Raw genomic sequence first — 15847 nt, forward strand, 5'->3', positions numbered from 1 at the left:
TGAGACGCCGCGCGCACCGGATCGGCGCCGCCCCCTGGGGCGCGCCCGAGCGAACCGACGCGACCCCGGCGGTCACTCTAACGATCACCGGTGTGGTAGGTCGCGTCAGTCCGCCCCGACCCGTCCAGCCGCCCTGACAGCCCTCCCACCGGCGCCCCGCCCCCGGCCGCCCGTTGTTCTGCCTCGGCAGCCACGATGCCCTTCCGGCCGACCGCCCAAGGCCGTCCGGTCCGGCCTGCCGCCTGCCGCTTGCCGCCCTGCGTTCGGATTCGCCCGCCGCCCCCGTGTTCGGATTCGGCAGGCGACCACCGTCCTGTTCGAATCACGCCAGGAACATGCCAGTCATGCCCACATAAACCACCCACGTGCCTGGGGGGACCCCCTGTTTCAGGATCCCATGGGGCGATCACGCAGCGCAGCCCCCTCGTTCGGGTTGTGGATAACTCGGCTTGCCTCTGCCCGGAAGGTTCTGACCGTCGAGTCGCCCCGCTACCACTGCCCGGAAGGTCTCCGGCCGCCTCGCCACCCCGCATCCCACTGCCCGGAAGATTTTCTGAGCGTCGAGGAGCCCCGCATCCCAGCTCGACCGCGCCGGCCCCGCCCGCCGCACCCCCATCCGGGCTTGGCCACCGACCACCGCCCCAATCACGCCAGGAACATGCCAGTCATGCTCAAACAAACCACCAATGTGCCTGGGGGACCCCCTGTTTCAGGATCCCATGGAGCGATCACGCAGCGCAGCCCCCTCGTTCGGGCTGTGGACAACTCCGCCCTCGCCCAGATCTCCCGCTGCCACCCAGTAGGTGAGACACCCGCCACCCCCAATCGGCGACACGCCAGCCACCCCCAAGCGGTGACACGCCCGCCGCGCCGATCGGCGACGCATCCGCCCACACCGATCAGCGACACGTCCGTTGCTTTCAATCAGTGACACGCCCGCCGTCCCCAATCCGGCCACAATCCATCGCTTCCGATCCATGACATCTCAGCCGTTCCTGATCGGCGTCGGCGAGCTCCCGATCAGGGGCCGAGAGCCCGTGGCAGGAGTTATCCACAGGCCCGGGACGGGGGCTGCGCCACGCCGGGCGATCATGAGAACCTGGAATCAGGGGGGCCCACCGTGCGGCCCCCGGGCGGCGTTGCCCGTTCGGTGGGCCGGCGACCGTACCCTTGTCTGTCGTGCCCAACGCGAACAGCTCTTCCCACGCCTCCACGACGCCCGCCCGCCCCGCCGCGCCGGACGTCACCGCCGCCGCTGCCTCGCTGAGCGCCGCGCAACGCCGTGCGGTCGGGGAGTTGCTGCGCGTATCCCCCGTCGCCGGTGAACTGGCCCGGCGCTTCGAGGCGGCCGGCCACAGCCTCGCCCTGGTCGGCGGCTCGGTGCGGGACGCCCTCCTCGGTCGGCTCGGCAACGACCTGGACTTCACCACGGACGCCCGCCCCGAGCAGGTCATGAGCATCGTCCGGCCCTGGGCGGAGGCGGTCTGGGACGTGGGCATCGCCTTCGGCACCGTGGGCTGCCGCAAGTCCGACGGGGAGGGCAACTCCTTCCTGCTGGAGATCACCACCTACCGCTCCGAGGCGTACGACCGGACCTCCCGCAAGCCCGAGGTCTCCTACGGCGAGACCATCGAGGACGACCTGCTGCGCCGCGACTTCACCGTCAACGCCATGGCCGTCGCCCTGCCGCAGATCGAGTTCATCGACCCGCACGGCGGCCTGGAGGACCTCGCCGCCCGTGTGCTGCGCACCCCGGGCACCCCGGAGTCCTCCTTCTCCGACGACCCGCTGCGGATGATGCGGGCCGCCCGCTTCGCCGCCCAACTGGACTTCACCCCCGCGCCCGAGGTGGTGCGGGCGATGACGGACATGGCCGAGCGCATCGACATCGTCTCCGCCGAACGGGTGCGCGACGAGCTCAACAAGCTGATCCTCGCCGGCCACCCCCGCAAGGGCCTCACCCTGCTGGTGGACACCGGCCTGGCCGACCGGGTGCTGCCCGAGCTTCCCGCGCTCCGCCTGGAGCGCGACGAGCACCACCGCCACAAGGACGTCTACGAGCACACCCTCACCGTGCTGGAGCAGGCGATCGACCTGGAGGAGCCGCGCGGCACCGACGCCGACGGCAACCCGACCGGCGGCCCCGACCTCACCCTCCGGCTGGCCGCGCTGCTGCACGACATCGGCAAGCCGCGCACCCGGCGCTTCGAGAAGGACGGGCGGGTGTCCTTCCACCACCACGAGGTCGTCGGGGCGCACATGACCAAGGCCCGGATGCGCAAGCTGAAGTACCCGAACGAGCTGACCGCCGACGTCTCCAAGCTGGTCGAGCTGCACCTGCGCTTCCACGGCTACGGCACCGGCGAGTGGACCGACTCGGCGGTGCGCCGCTACGTGCGCGACGCCGGGCCGCTGCTGGCCCGGCTGCACAAGCTCACCCGCTCGGACTGCACCACGCGCAACAAGCGCAAGGCCATGGCGCTCTCCCGGGCGTACGACTCGCTGGAGCAGCGCATCGCCCACCTCCAGGAGCAGGAGGAGCTGGACGCCATCCGTCCGGACCTGGACGGCAACCAGATCATGGAGATCCTGGGCGTCCGCCCCGGCCCGCTGGTCGGCCGGGCGTACAAGCACCTGCTGGAGCTTCGGCTGGAGCACGGCCCGATGGGGCACGACGCCGCCGTCGCCGCCCTGAAGGAGTGGTGGGCGGCCCACCAGGAGGGCTGAGCGGTGGTCGCCGCCGACCGTTTCACGTGAAACACGAGCGGCAACGCGCCGGGGGCCGGGAACGACGATCGTTCCCGGCCCCCGGCTGGTCAGTGATCCGTGGGATCGCTGTTACGCGGGCTCACCCAGGCAGAGGAGGAACTCCGAGGAGCCGTAGACCTCGGTGTAGCTGGCCACGTACTCCGGGAACTCCTCGCACCGGGAGTCGTCGGTGGTGTCCTCGAACTTCGCGAGCACCAGGAAGGTCTCACCCTCGGTGCTGCAGTCGACGATCTCCAGGTTGGCGTCGCTGGCGCTGGCCTGGTTCTGCACGCAGTCGCCGACCTCGGCCTGGTTGGAGTCGCTGTTCTGGTTGGCGACGAAACCGCCGATGGCGATGATCAGGCCGAGCACCGGGATGCCGACGTTGCGGATCAGCTTCATGGGCGAGCGGCGACGCTGCTGCGGCTGCTGCGGCGGCACGGGGCCGCCCGCCTGGTTGAAGTAGGGCGACGGCTGGCCCTGGAACTGGCCCGGGGCCTGCCCGGGGAACTGGCCCTGCTGCTGCGGGTAGGCGGGACCGCCGGGCTGCTGGCCAGGGTTGTACGGCGCGCTCAAGGTAGACCCCCGATTGGATTACTCGTGTGGCAAACGCATGCACACTATCCACGGCGGGTATGACATCGAGTTAACCCCCACGGCTTTCGTGGCGTAGTTGACGGTGAATCGTCATGTGATCGTGAGCCGGGGCCCGCTGCCCGGGTGTCGCGCCGCCAGCGCTTGGGCCAACGCCGTGACGGCGTACAGAACCGCCGTGACCAGCACCGGAACGGCCGATCGGCCGTCAGGCGGAAGCACCGCGGCGGCCACCGCGGCGGCGGCGACGAACGAGGCGTTGAACAGGACGTCGTAAACGGAGAAAACCCTTCCCCGGTAGTCGTCGTCCACACCGCGCTGCACCACCGTGTCGGTGCTGATCTTCACCCCCTGGGTCACCATCCCCAGCACCAGCGCCGCCGCCACCGCGAGATCCTGGCGGAACGGCAGTGCCAGCGCCGGCACCAGCACGGCTCCGGCCGCCGCGCAGCACACCGTCCAGCCGCCCTCCCCCAGCCGGTGCGCGAAGTACGGGGTGACCAGCGCGGCCAGCAGGAAGCCGGCCCCGGAGGCGGCGACCACCACGCCGAGCAGTGCCATGCCGGCCTCCGGGTCGGCCGGGTCGTTGAAGGTGTAGCGGCTGAGCATCAGCAGGGTGACGGTCAGCAGGCCGTAGCCGAACCGCATCGCCACCACCGCCAGCAGGGCGTGCCCGGCGCGCGGGCGCTCGCGCAGGTGCCGGACGCCGTCGAGCATGCCGCGGGCGGTGCCGGCGAGTTCCCGGCCGACCGGGGCGCGGGCCAGGCGCTCCTCGGTGCCCGGGCCGAGGGCGCCGGGGCGGAAGCCGGCGGCGGCCAGCGCCGAGCAGCCGTAGAGCAGGGCGGTGGTGATCAGGACGGCGCCGGTGGTGACCGCTCCGGTGGGCAGCAGCAGGCCGACGGCCAGGGCGAGGCCGCCACCGGCGGTGGCCGCGATGGTGCCGGCGGTGGGCGAGACGGCGTTGGCGGTGACCAGGATGGCCGGCTCGACGACGCGCGGCAGAGACGCGGAGAGCCCGGCCAGCACGAACCGGTTGACCGCCAGCACCAGCAGCGCCGCGGTGTAGAAGGCCCAGGTGGGCGCGTCGGCGACGACGAGTGCGATGACCGCCGGCATGGCGGCGGCGCGCAGCAGGTTGCAGACGACCAGCACGCCGCGTCGGGAGAACCGGTCGAGCAGCACCCCGGCGAACGGCCCCACCACGGAGTAGGGCAGCAGCAGCACGGCGAACGCGCCGGCGATGGCGGCCGGGGAGGGCAGCCGTTCGGGGGAGAAGATGACGTAGGAGGCGAGCGCCACCTGGAAGGCGCCGTCGGCGCACTGCGAGGTCAGGCGGGTCGCGAAGAGCCGGCGGAAGCCCGGCAGGCGCAGCAGGGTGCGCAGATCCGACAGGTGGGCCACCCGCCACAGCTTGGCATGCGCGGTGGTCGGCGGACGGCGCGAGGGGCCCGTGGCCGGGGTGCGGCCGACGGGCCCCTCGCGGGCGCCGTTGACGGGTTCCCCGCCGGGACGGCCGCGGCGGGGTGGGCCGTCACGGAGCGGGGATCAGGGGGTCAGCGGGCGGTTCAGCGCTCGACGTCGCCCTTGATGAAGGCCTCGACGGCGTTGCGGGCCTCGTCGTCGAAGTACTGCACCGGCGGGGACTTCATGAAGTAGGAGGAGGCCGAGAGGATCGGGCCGCCGATGCCGCGGTCCTTGGCGATCTTCGCGGCGCGCAGCGCGTCGATGATCACGCCGGCGGAGTTGGGGGAGTCCCAGACCTCCAGCTTGTACTCCAGGTTCAGCGGCACGTCGCCGAAGGCGCGACCCTCCAGGCGCACGTACGCCCACTTGCGGTCGTCCAGCCAGGCCACGTAGTCGGACGGGCCGATGTGGACGTTGCGCCCGGGCATCTCGTAGCTGGTGACCTGGGAGGTGACCGCCTGGGTCTTGGAGATCTTCTTGGACTCCAGCCGGGTGCGCTCCAGCATGTTCATGAAGTCCATGTTGCCGCCGACGTTCAGCTGCATGGTGCGCTCGAGGTGGACGCCGCGGTCCTCGAACAGCTTGGCCATCACGCGGTGCGTGATGGTGGCGCCGACCTGCGACTTGATGTCGTCACCGACGATCGGCACGCCGGCCTCGGTGAACTTGTCCGCCCACTCCTTGGTGCCCGCGATGAACACCGGCAGGGCGTTGACGAACGCCACCTTGGCGTCGATGGCGGCCTGCGCGTAGAAGCGGGCGGCCTCCTCGGAGCCCACCGGCAGGTAGCAGACCAGGACGTCGGCCTTGGCGTCCTTGAGCGCCTGCACGACGTCCACCGGCTCCTCGGTGGACTCGTCGATGATGTCGCGGTAGTAGGAGCCGAGGCCGTCCAGGGTGTGGCCACGCTGCACGGTGACGCCGGTCGGCGGCACGTCGCAGATCTTGATGGTGTTGTTCTCGCTGGCGACGATGGCGTCGGCCAGGTCGAAGCCCACCTTCTTGGCGTCCACGTCGAACGCGGCGACGAACTCGATGTCGCGCACGTGGTAGTCGCCGAACTGGACGTGCATCAGGCCGGGCACCCGGCTGTCCGGCGCGGCGTCCTTGTAGTACTCGACGCCCTGCACCAGCGATGCCGCACAGTTGCCGACACCGACGATCGCTACGCGAACCGAACCCATATTCGGCTGCTCCCTACTCTTGAATCAGTTGTTGGAAATCAACTGGTTGCCGTGGACGGGTCCGTGGGCCCGTCCGACATGGTGCGCCGGGTGGCGGCACGGCGCCGCGGGGTCGCCCGCGGGCCGGCGCCGAGGCTCCGGCGGCTCTCGTTCGGTGCCGCGCCGGTCGTCGGCGCCGTACCCGTCGAGAAGTGTGTGGGGCCCGCGTCGTGCGGGCCGTGGGCGTCGACCGTCCCGGCGGGGCCGGGCGCCCCGGGGGCACCGGGGTGTTCGTCGCCCGCGCCGGCCCCCGCGCCGCCCTCGGGGCGGGGCGGGCGCGCGGTGTTGCCGCGTTCGCGCTCGATCAGCTGGCCCAGCCAGTTGACCTCGCGTTCGATGGACTCCAGGCGGTGCCGCTGCAGCTCGAAGCTGTAGTCGTCGAGCCGTTCCCGGGAGCGCGCCAGCGACTTGCGCAGCCGGTCCAGCCGCTCGTCGAGCCGGTTGCGGCGGCCCTCCAGGATGCGCATCCGCACCGCGCCGTCGGTCCGGCTGAAGAAGGCGAGGCGGACGCCGAAGTCGTCGTCCTCCCAGGAGTCCGGGCCGGACTCGTCCAGCAGCTCCTGGAAGCGGGCCCGGCCCTCGTCGGTCAGGCGGTAGACGATCTTCGAGCGCTTTCCGGCCAGGGCGCTCGGCGGCGGCGTGGAGGCCGGTTCCTCGGCCAGCCAGCCGTTGGCGAGCAGCGTCTTCAGGCAGGGGTAGAGGGTGCCGTAGGAGAAGGCGCGCAGCGAGCCGAGCAGCACGTTGAGGCGCTTGCGCAGCTCGTAGCCGTGCATCGGGGTGTCGTGCAGCAGGCCGAGGACGGCGAATTCCAGCATGCCGGAGCGTCGTGCCATGCCTGTCCTCTCCTCCCTGTCGCCGGTGCCCCGTCCCGCCGGTGCCCTGTCGTGTCGATACCTCGCCCGGATGTATCGAGTCGATACATCGTGACGATAGCGGCGACCATATTCGCTGGCGGCCTCGGAGGGCAAGGGCGCCCCCGGGGACGGGCGGGACTGGAGTTCCGGGGTGGGGCTCTGCGTACCCTGTTCGCCAGACCCGGCGCAGTCCGGCGTCGGAATCCGGACGAAGGTGGACGAAAGGGTTGTGATGGGCCGCCAAAACGGGTCCAGGGGACGTCGTGTCTCCCACTTCCCCCCGCTCCGAACCCTCGCCGCCGCACCGCGGAACCGCGAAAGGGAGCGACGTAGGTCACATCCCGCGGCGGTGTGTGAACCAGCCGTTCCGTTTGCCGGCCGGTGCGGAACCGGCACCGCCCCCCGGGCGTCCAGCACTGGGGGCTCCCGTACGCCGACAGGACGGCGGCGGTACGGCCCGGTCCGGACCACACGCACCGGAGCCCTCGGGCCGCCGGGCGGGCGACCCACCGCCGGCCCACGCGGCAACGAGTTCCCACCCCACCCCCTCACGGGATCCGGACACGCCCTGGCTGAGCGTCCCGAGGGCGCTGAGCGTCCCGAGGACGGAGAAGTCGCACGATGAGCGAGCGAGCCCCCCGCCTTGCCCGGCAGCGGGCAGGAGGGGTTCAGTACACGGCCCTCGACACGGAACGAGGGACCACATGAGTGACCACCGACGCCGGGCCGCCGAACCCACACCGCCGACCGGTGGACGCGCCGCCGCCCGCCGGGCCGCGCAGGCGCAGTCCCGACGGGGCGGCGCACGGCGCCGGGGCGCCCCGCCGCCCGCGGCGGCCGCCGCGGCGGCACCCGTAGCCGGCCGGGCCGCGAGCCGCGCCGCCGCCCGGCGCGGTGGCCGCGGGGGCGGCGGACGGGTCTACGAGCACAACCGCTGGCTGGACTACCCGCGCCGCGGCAAGTCCGGCTGGCGCCGCTTCGTCCCCTCGTGGCGGCAGTGGGCCAGCGCCTTCCTGGTCGGCCTCGCCACCATGGTCGGCGGACTCACCGTCGCCTACGCAATGACCGACGTGCCGGACCCCCAAGCCGCGGCCACCCAGCAGAGCAACGTCTACTACTGGGCCGACGGCACCGAGATGGTGAACTCCGGTGAGGTCAACCGGCAGAACGTGCCGCTCAGTGACGTCCCGGAGCACGTGCAGAACGCCCTGATCGCGGCCGAGAACGACGAGTTCTGGACCGACCCGGGCGTCGACCCGCGCGGCATCGCCCGCGCCGTGGTCAACATGGTCACCGGCGGCCCGGTGCAGTCCGGTTCGACCATCACCCAGCAGTACGTGAAGAACTACTTCCTCACCCAGGACCAGACGGTCAGCCGCAAGTTCCGCGAGATCATGATCTCGATCAAGGTGGACCGCGAGGAGAGCAAGCAGGACATCCTGGAGGGGTACTTCAACACCACCTGGTACGGCCGCGGCGCCAACGGCATCCAGGCCGGTGCCCAGGCCTACTACGGCATCGACGCCCGCGACCTCAACCTCGCCCAGGGCGCCTACATGGCCGTCCTCGCCAACGGCGCCGCGCTCTACGACCCCTTCGGCAACGACGAGGCCACCAACGCCGCCAACCTGGAGCGCGCCCAGATCCGCTGGGAGTGGACGCTCGACCGGATGGTCGAGGTGAACCTGCTGACCGCCGAGGAGCGCGACCAGACCCTCGCCGAGGGCTTCCCGATGCCCCAGGAGCCCCGGCTCTCCTCCGACCTCGGCGGCCAGATCGGTTACCTGAAGGAGGTCGTCGACAACTACCTCGAGGCCGAGCTCGGCATCACCGACGCCGACCTCGCCAAGGGCGGCTACCAGATCACCACCACCTTCGAGAAGGACAAGGTGGAGGCGATGGAGCGGGCCGTCAACGAGGAGCTCTACGCCACGCTCGACCCGGAGAACCGCGAAGGGGACCGGTTCGTGCAGGTCGGCGCCGTCTCGGTGGTGCCGGAGAACGGCGCGGTGGTCGCCCTCTACGGCGGCCAGGACGCCGTCACCCAGTACATCAACAACGGCATCACCACCGCCGCCCAGGCCGGCTCCACCTTCAAGCCGTTCGTGCTCGCCGCCGCCATGCAGGACGGCGTCCGGGACCAGGACGGGGACACCCACATCCTCGACCCCAACACCAGCGAGTACAACGGCGACGACGACCTGCTGATGCGCAACTACGACGGCACGGTCTGGGAGGACGAGAACGGCGACACCTGGGAGCAGACCAACGAGAGCGACACCGACTACGGCTGGATCACCATCCGCGAGGCCATGCGGGTCTCGGCGAACTCCCCGTTCGCCCAGCTCGGCATGAACGTCGGCATGGACGTCGTCGAGCAGGCGGCCATCGCCGCCGGCCTGCCCGAGGACACCCCCGGCTTCGGCGGCGTGCACGGCCCGGCCTTCGCCCTCGGCGTCGCCCAGCCCTCCCCGCTCGACATGGCCAGCGCCTACGGCACCTTCGCCAACAGCGGCGTGCAGGTCGACCCGTTCGTCTTCACCGAGGTGCTCTACAACGGCGAGCCGCAGGACCTCCCGGAGCGGCAGACCACCCAGGCGTTCGACGAGGACGTCGCCAACATGGTCACCGACGTGCTCCGCGAGGTCGTCGACGACGGCACCGGCACCAACGCCGAGCCGGTGGACGACCTGCACGAGACGGCCGGCAAGACCGGTACCACCGACGAGAACCGGTCCGCCTGGTTCGTCGGCTACACCAAGCAGCTCTCCACCGCCGTGATGCTCCGCCGCGAGGACCCGGAGAACCCCGGCCCGCTGCCGATGTACGGCCTCGGCGGCATGGACGAGGAGGAGGGCGTGCACGGCGCCGGCTACCCCACGTCGATCTGGACCAGCTTCATGCTGGCCGCCCTCGACGGCGAGGAGAACATCCCGTTCCCCGAGCCGCCGGAGAACTTCGGCGAGGAGGTCAACGCGGGCGGCGCCCCGAGCCCCTCCGCCAGCCCGTCCCCGTCCGCCTCCCCCTCCACCGAGGCGCCGGAGCCGAGCAACTCGCCGGAGCAGTCGCCGTCCACCCAGGCACCCCCGCCGCCGACCCAGTCGCAGTCGCCCAGCACCTCGCCCAGCACCCAGGACCCGCCGTGGGGCAGCTGGCCGACCGGCGGCAACGGGAACGGCAACGGCAACGGCAGCGGAAGCGAGGGCTCCGACACCGAGGGCACCAGCGACGGCAGCGCCTCGGAGGGCTCCGACACCGAGGGCACCAGCGACGGCAGCGCCTCGGAGGGCTCCGACACCGGCTCCGACTCCAACGGCGGCTCCGAGGGCGGCAGCACGGACGGATCGGACTCCGGCGGCGACACCAGCACCGACGTCGGGACCGACCAGGGCACCGAGAGCCAGGGGTCGATCTTCGGACAGGGCTGACGAGCGGCCGACGACCGGGGCCGGCTGACCCCGGCCCGCCCCACCGACGACGGACGGCACCGCACGGGAGAGATCCCGGCGGTGCCGTCCGCGTTCTCCGGACACATCCCGTGCGGCAGGATTGGCCCATGACCTCATCGGTGACGCCATCGCCGCAGGCCCCCCTGGAGTCCGCGCCCCCGGAGCCCACGACGGGCCCCGCCGCCCACCGCTCCGGCCGCCCGGTGCTGCCCTCCGACACCGATCCGGTCGCCGCGGCCGGCTCCGAGGTCCTCGGCGGCCCGGCCGGCCGCCGCATCCGCTTCTCCCCCGGGCTGCGCGCGCCGCTCCAGGTGCTGGCCGTCCTCGCGGTGGTCACCTTCGCCATCGGCATGCTGCAGAAGGCCCCCTGCTACAACGGCGGCTGGTTCTTCGGTGCCAACACCCAGTACGTCTCCGCCTGCTACAGCGACATCCCCCACCTGTACACCCAGCGCGGCTTCGCCGACGGCCTGCGCCCCTACTTCGACTCCTACCCGGGCTCCATGCCCTACCTGGAGTACCCGGTGCTCACCGGGCTCTTCATGCAGGTCGCCGCCTGGATCACCGCCGCGTTCGGCGCCCAGGACCAGGCCGCGCAGCAGCTGTACTGGTTCGTCAACGCCGCCATGCTGATGGTCTGCTCCGTGGTCGCCGTGGTGGCCACCGCCCGCACCCACCGGCTGCGCCCCTGGGACGCCCTGCCGTTCGCCCTGGCCCCCGTGCTGGCCTTCAACGGCACCATCAACTGGGACATGCTCGCGGTCGCGCTGGCCTCGCTCGGACTGCTGCTGTGGGCCCGCCGCCACCCGGTGGCGGCCGGCGTGCTGATCGGCCTGGCCACCGCCGCCAAGCTGTACCCGGTGCTGCTGCTGGGGCCGCTGTTCATCCTGTGCCTGCGGGCCGGCCGGATGCGCGAGTTCGGCCAGGCCCTCGCCGGGGCGGCCGCCTCCTGGCTGGCCGTCAACCTGCCGATCGCGCTGCTCGCCTTCGACGGCTGGTCGGCGTTCTACACCTTCAGCGAGGACCGCGGCGAGGACTACGGCACCTTCTGGCTGATCCTGATGCAGACCCGCGGCGAGTCACTGGAGTCGCTGAACACCTGGGTCGCCGTGCTGCTGGTGCTGTGCTGCCTGGCCATCGGCGCGCTCGGGCTGCTCGCCCCCCGCCGGCCCCGGCTGTCCCAGCTGGCCTTCCTGGTGGTGGCGGCGTTCGCGCTGACCAACAAGGTGTACTCGCCGCAGTACGTGCTCTGGCTGCTGCCGCTGGCCGTGCTGGCCCGGCCCCGTTGGCGGGACTTCCTGATCTGGCAGGCCGGCGAGATGTTCTACTCCCTCGGCGTGTGGCTGTACCTCGCCGGCAACGTCGGCGACGAGCAGCAGGGCCTGCCGGAGGCCGGCTACCACCTGGCCATCACGGCGCACCTGCTGGCCACGCTGTGGCTGTGCGGGGTGATCGTGCGCGACGTGCTGCGCCCCGCGCACGACCCGGTGCGCGCCGACGGCTCCGACGACCCGGCAGGCGGCCCCCTGGACGCCGCCGACGACCGCTTCACCCCGCGCGCCCTCGCAGGACGGGCGGACGCCTTGGAAGACGCACCGGAGACACGACACACCACCGAGCAGTACGGAAAGTAGTGATTCGTGAGTTTGGAGTGACTGTCGCCCTGGCGATGTGGTCACATTGGTGGTAATAATTGAGCATGGAGAGCATTGGCCTTCGTGAACTGAGCCACCACACCGCCCGAGTCGTGGCGCGTGTTCGCGACGGGGAGACCATCCAGGTCACCGATCACGGCAAGCCCGTGCTGCGGCTGGTGCCCGAGAATCCCCAGCACCTCGGGTGGCGCGAACGCCTCATAGCGGCGGGTGAGTTGATACCGGCAACCGATCCGACGCCTTTCGCGACGCCTCTCGTCGTCGCTGATCCGGGAAGAAGCGTCTCTGACGCCCTGTCCGAGATGCGGGACCAGGAACGCTGGTGATCTATCTCGACAGCTGCGCCCTGGTGAAGCTGCTGGTCCGGGAACCAGAGACTCCGGCCCTGGAGGAGTGGCTCCGCCGCGCGGCCGGTACGCCGCTGGTCACCAGCGTCCTCGCCGAAGTCGAGTTGGCCAGGGTGCTCACGCGCGAGGCGCCGGCGGCTCTGGCGGCGCTTCCCGCGGTGCTGGCCAAGATCGACCGGTACGAGATCAGTGCGACGGTGCGGGCGCGAGCCGCCAGCTATCCCCTGGCGCACCTTCGCAGCCTCGACGCGATCCACCTGGCGACGGCCGATCTGCGGCGATCGGACCTCGTCGCCTTCGTTACCTATGACAAGCGGCTCGCTGACGCCGCCGTCAGCATCGGTCTGTCCACGACCGCGCCGGCATGAACACCGCGACCGCCCGGGTGCCCCCGGGCGGTCGCGGCGGTTTCGGTGGGTGGGGCGTGGGCCCTACAGGTCCACCACCCGGTCGAAGTGGGTGGTGGTGTGCCGCAGGTGCGCGGTCAGCTCCTCGCCGATCTGCGGCGGGCGCACCTCGCCCGGCAGGAACAGCAGGCTGACCTGCATGTGCGGCGGCTCGGCGAACCAGCGCTGCCGGCCCTCCCAGACGAACGGCGACAGGGTGCGGTTCACCACCGCCAGGCCGGCCCGGGCCATCGACTTGGCGCGCGGGGTCACCCCGTGCATCCGCTTGGGTGCCTCCAGCCCGACGCCGTGCGCCGTGCCACCGGCGACCACCAGCAGGTGGCCGTCCTGCGGGGCCTTGAGCTGCCGGTAGCCGTAACGGTCGCCCTTGGCCACCGGCACGACGTCCAGCACCGCGCCCCGGCAGCGCATGGCCTTGTGGTCGCCGAGCCACAGCCGGGTGCCGATCCGGGAGCGGAAGCGCACCCCCGGGTAGCGCCGGTGCAGCTCCGCGACGCCCTCGGCGTCGAGGTGGCTGACGAACATGGTGAACAGCGGCAGCCGCGCGGCCTGGATCTGGTCCACCCACCAGGCGACCTCCTCCACGCCGGAGGAGCCGTCCGGGCGGTCCAGCGGCAGGTGGACGGCGAAGCCCTCCAGCCGCACGTCGTCCACCGCGCTGCGCAGCTTCGGCAGGTCGTCCGGGGCGATGCCGTGCCGCCGCATGCTGGTCATGCACTCGATGACCACCCGGGCGCCGACCAGGCCGCGCACGTCGTCCACGGAGCTGACGGTGCGGATGACCCGGGGCGGCAGCGGCACCGGGTCCTCGCCGAGCCGGTAGGGGGTGAGCACTATCAGGTCGCCGCTGAACCAGTCCTTGGCCTGCGCGGCCTCGTAGGCGTTGCCGACGGCGAGCAGGTCGCAGCCCAGCCGGGCGGCCTCCTCGGCGAGCCGCTGGTTGCCGAAGCCGTAGCCGGTGCTGCCCTTGGCGACGGGCACGAGGCCGGGGAACGCCTCCAGCACCGACCTGTGGTGGGCGCGCCAGCGTTCGGTCTCCACGTAGAGAGTGAGCGCCATGCCGTGTCCTGGGCCTTTCGCGAGCGGTGGTTCCGCAGGTCCGGGGTATCCGGGGCGGACGGGGGGTTCAGCGGTGGGAGGGGTGGTGTGCCCGGGGTTCCGGGCGGGGGTGCCGCGCCGGGGTGGCGGCGGCTTGCCGTCAGCGCCGGGACATGTACATGTCCAGGGCCTTGTGCAGCATCTTGTTCAGCGGGAAGTCCCACTCGCCGATGTACTCCGCGGCCTGGCCGCCGGTACCCAGCTTGAACTGGATCAGCCCGAAGAGGTGGTCGTCCTCGTCCAGGCTGCTGCCGATGCCCCGCAGGTCGTAGACGCTGGCGCCCATCGCGAAGGCGTCCCGGATCATCGCCCACTGGATGGCGTTGGACGGCCGCACCTCGCGCTTGTGGTTGGCCGAGGCGCCGTAGGAGTACCAGGAGTGCTCACCGACCGTGATGAAGGTGGTGGCGGCCAGCACCTCGCCCTCGTGCACCGCCAGGTACAGCCGGAAGCGGTTCGGGTCCTCGCTGGCCAGCGCCCGGTACTGGCGCTGGAAGTACTCCAGCGGGCGCGGGGTGAACCGGTCCCGCTCCGCGGTGACCTTGTACACCTCGTGGAAGGCAGGCAGGTGCTCGTAGCCGCCGACCACCACCTGCACGCCGGCCTTCTCGGCCTTCTTGATGTTGCGGCGCCACAGCTGGTTGAAGTTCTTGTGGACGTCCTCCAGGCTCCGCCCGGCGAGCGGCACCTGGAAGACGAACCGCGGCTGCACGTCGCCGAAGCCGGCGCCGCCGCCGGTGTCCTGCTGCCAGCCCATCTCCCGCAGCCGGGCCGAGACCAGGTCGGCGCGCGGGTCGTAGAAGTCCGGCTCCACGTCGCGCAGCTGCTTGGCGGTCTTGTCCGCGATGGCCTTCTTGATGGTCGGCGCCTCCCAGCGGCGCACGATCACCGGCGGGCCCATCTTCACCGAGAACGCGCCGCGGCTCTTCAGGTGGGCCAGCAGCGGCTTGATCCAGCGGGTCAGGTCGTGGTCGAACCAGTTGATCAGCGGGCCCTCGGGCATGTAGGCGAGGTAGCGCTTGATCCGCGGCAGCTGCCGGTAGAGCACGAGGGCGGTGCCGACGATCTGCCCGGAGTCGTCGACCCACCCCAGGTTCTCCGAGCGCCACTCCGCCTTGACGTCCGCCCAGGATGGGCACTGGAGGAAGCTGGCGGAGGGCAGGCTACGGATGTAGGCCAGGTGCTCCTCCCGGCTGATCGTCCTCAGACGCAGGGTCATGCGCGGCGCTCCCGGGTTGTCGGCCGCACGGCTTCGCCCACCACTCGGCGGCTGCCACTCGGCCGGTTTGCTCGTCAACGGCAGAGCCTACTGCCCCCATATCAGGCTCCGTCCGCCTCCGGCCCCGGTAACCGGTGTCCTCCTCCTCCGCGGCGCCGCCCGGCTCCGGTCCGCGGCCGTCGCCGTCCGCGCGGCGCGGTCGCCGCCCACGGTCGCGACCCGGTGGGGAGGGGGCCGATTTCTGCCCGGGCCGGCCCAGCCGTTAGGCTGGGGCTTCCGCATCGTGTGCGCACGCGCCGTCGCGTGCCCTCCCACCGGTCCCCGCCGGTGGACGGCCCGCTGTCAGTGGCGAGCGTTACGGTGCAGACGCACCAACCCTCCTGCCACGGAGAGACCGTGGCCGCCAAGACCAGAGGAGGTGGGTTAGCGCATGCGTCACTACGAGGTGATGGTCATCCTCGACCCCGATCTCGACGACCGTGCCGTCTCCCCGCTCGTCGACGGGTTCCTGGGAGTCGTCCGCAACGCGGGCGGCACCGTGGAGAAGGTCGACACGTGGGGCCGGCGCCGCCTCTCGTACGAGATCAACAAGAAGTCCGAGGGCATCTACTCGGTCATCGACCTCAAGGCCAAGCCGGAGGTCGTCAAGGAGCTGGACCGTCAGATGAACCTGAACGAGTCGGTGCTCCGGACCAAGGTCCTCCGCCCGGACCAGCACTGATCCGTCCGATCAGCTTCGGCTGACTCGACGGACACCACCGACCGGAACAGCACCGAGAGGTTCACCCA

General features: G+C 71.5%; 11 protein-coding genes and 1 pseudogene. 6 read left to right on the plus strand and 6 right to left on the minus strand.

The window, feature by feature from the left end; all coding sequences use genetic code 11:
* The first annotated feature begins 1179 nt into the window (after positions 1-1179).
* Complete coding sequence (locus FHU37_RS11890) at positions 1180-2727, plus strand: CCA tRNA nucleotidyltransferase (protein WP_376773929.1); 1548 nt, start codon at positions 1180-1182, stop codon at positions 2725-2727.
* 111 nt (positions 2728-2838) lie between these two features.
* Here the strand turns inward: FHU37_RS11890 and FHU37_RS11895 are convergent, their stop codons facing one another.
* The 4 genes and pseudogenes from FHU37_RS11895 to FHU37_RS11910 form a co-directional block, all read right to left on the minus strand.
* Positions 2839-3324, minus strand: coding sequence for an LppU/SCO3897 family protein (locus FHU37_RS11895; RefSeq protein ID WP_179814160.1), 486 nt, complete (start codon positions 3322-3324; stop codon positions 2839-2841).
* A 111-nt stretch (positions 3325-3435) separates the two neighbouring features.
* Positions 3436-4743 (minus strand): MFS transporter, encoded by a 1308-nt coding sequence (locus tag FHU37_RS11900; RefSeq protein ID WP_179814161.1) that lies wholly within the window; start codon positions 4741-4743, stop codon positions 3436-3438.
* A 164-nt stretch (positions 4744-4907) separates the two neighbouring features.
* Complete coding sequence (locus tag FHU37_RS11905) at positions 4908-5990, minus strand: inositol-3-phosphate synthase (protein ID WP_179814162.1); 1083 nt, start codon at positions 5988-5990, stop codon at positions 4908-4910.
* A gap of 233 nt (positions 5991-6223) precedes the next feature.
* A pseudogene (locus tag FHU37_RS11910) lies at positions 6224-6862 on the minus strand (PadR family transcriptional regulator); the annotation flags it as partial.
* 725 nt (positions 6863-7587) lie between these two features.
* On the opposite strand from FHU37_RS11910, the gene FHU37_RS11915 reads away from it, so the two are divergent.
* From FHU37_RS11915 to FHU37_RS11930, 4 genes are all read left to right on the plus strand, one after another.
* Positions 7588-10311, plus strand: coding sequence for a transglycosylase domain-containing protein (locus FHU37_RS11915; RefSeq protein ID WP_179814164.1), 2724 nt, complete (start codon positions 7588-7590; stop codon positions 10309-10311).
* 128 nt (positions 10312-10439) lie between these two features.
* The gene (locus FHU37_RS11920) at positions 10440-11966 is read left to right on the plus strand and encodes a glycosyltransferase family 87 protein (RefSeq protein ID WP_179814165.1); all 1527 of its coding nucleotides are present in this window, start codon (positions 10440-10442) and stop codon (positions 11964-11966) included.
* Positions 11967-12031: 65 nt separating this feature from the next.
* Entirely contained in the window at positions 12032-12313 is a 282-nt protein-coding gene (locus tag FHU37_RS11925) for a type II toxin-antitoxin system Phd/YefM family antitoxin (protein ID WP_179814166.1), read from the plus strand.
* Positions 12310-12702: a type II toxin-antitoxin system VapC family toxin gene (locus FHU37_RS11930; RefSeq protein WP_179814167.1), complete on the plus strand. Its 393-nt coding sequence runs from the start codon at positions 12310-12312 to the stop codon at positions 12700-12702. Before FHU37_RS11925 ends, FHU37_RS11930 begins: the two co-directional genes overlap by 4 nt.
* A gap of 63 nt (positions 12703-12765) precedes the next feature.
* Here FHU37_RS11930 and FHU37_RS11935 read toward each other — a convergent pair whose 3' ends face one another.
* Together FHU37_RS11935 and FHU37_RS11940 are read right to left on the minus strand one after the other, a co-directional pair.
* Positions 12766-13800 (minus strand): alanine racemase, encoded by a 1035-nt coding sequence (locus FHU37_RS11935; RefSeq protein ID WP_179814168.1) that lies wholly within the window; start codon positions 13798-13800, stop codon positions 12766-12768.
* A gap of 139 nt (positions 13801-13939) precedes the next feature.
* Positions 13940-15058: a lipid II:glycine glycyltransferase FemX gene (locus FHU37_RS11940; protein ID WP_179814169.1), complete on the minus strand. Its 1119-nt coding sequence runs from the start codon at positions 15056-15058 to the stop codon at positions 13940-13942.
* 430 nt (positions 15059-15488) lie between these two features.
* Between FHU37_RS11940 and rpsF the strand changes: the two genes are divergently transcribed.
* On the plus strand, positions 15489-15779 hold the full coding sequence (gene rpsF, locus FHU37_RS11945) for a 30S ribosomal protein S6 (RefSeq protein ID WP_179814170.1): 291 nt from the start codon (positions 15489-15491) through the stop codon (positions 15777-15779).
* Positions 15780-15847: the final 68 nt, after the last annotated feature.

The organism is Allostreptomyces psammosilenae, from assembly GCF_013407765.1.
In the GTDB taxonomy this organism is placed as follows: Bacteria; Actinomycetota; Actinomycetes; order Streptomycetales; family Streptomycetaceae; genus Allostreptomyces; species Allostreptomyces psammosilenae.

Bases quoted from the DNA above. Each gene is read 5' to 3' on its own strand.
- FHU37_RS11905 (WP_179814162.1), bottom strand. From the start codon at position 5,990: ATGGGTTCGGTTCGCGTAGCGATCGTCGGTGTCGGCAACTGTGCGGCA.
- FHU37_RS11940 (WP_179814169.1), bottom strand. From the start codon at position 15,058: ATGACCCTGCGTCTGAGGACGATCAGCCGGGAGGAGCACCTGGCCTAC.
- rpsF (WP_179814170.1), top strand. From the start codon at position 15,489: ATGCGTCACTACGAGGTGATGGTCATCCTCGACCCCGATCTCGACGAC.
- FHU37_RS11935 (WP_179814168.1), bottom strand. From the start codon at position 13,800: ATGGCGCTCACTCTCTACGTGGAGACCGAACGCTGGCGCGCCCACCAC.
- FHU37_RS11915 (WP_179814164.1), top strand. From the start codon at position 7,588: ATGAGTGACCACCGACGCCGGGCCGCCGAACCCACACCGCCGACCGGT.
- FHU37_RS11925 (WP_179814166.1), top strand. From the start codon at position 12,032: ATGGAGAGCATTGGCCTTCGTGAACTGAGCCACCACACCGCCCGAGTC.
- FHU37_RS11920 (WP_179814165.1), top strand. From the start codon at position 10,440: ATGACCTCATCGGTGACGCCATCGCCGCAGGCCCCCCTGGAGTCCGCG.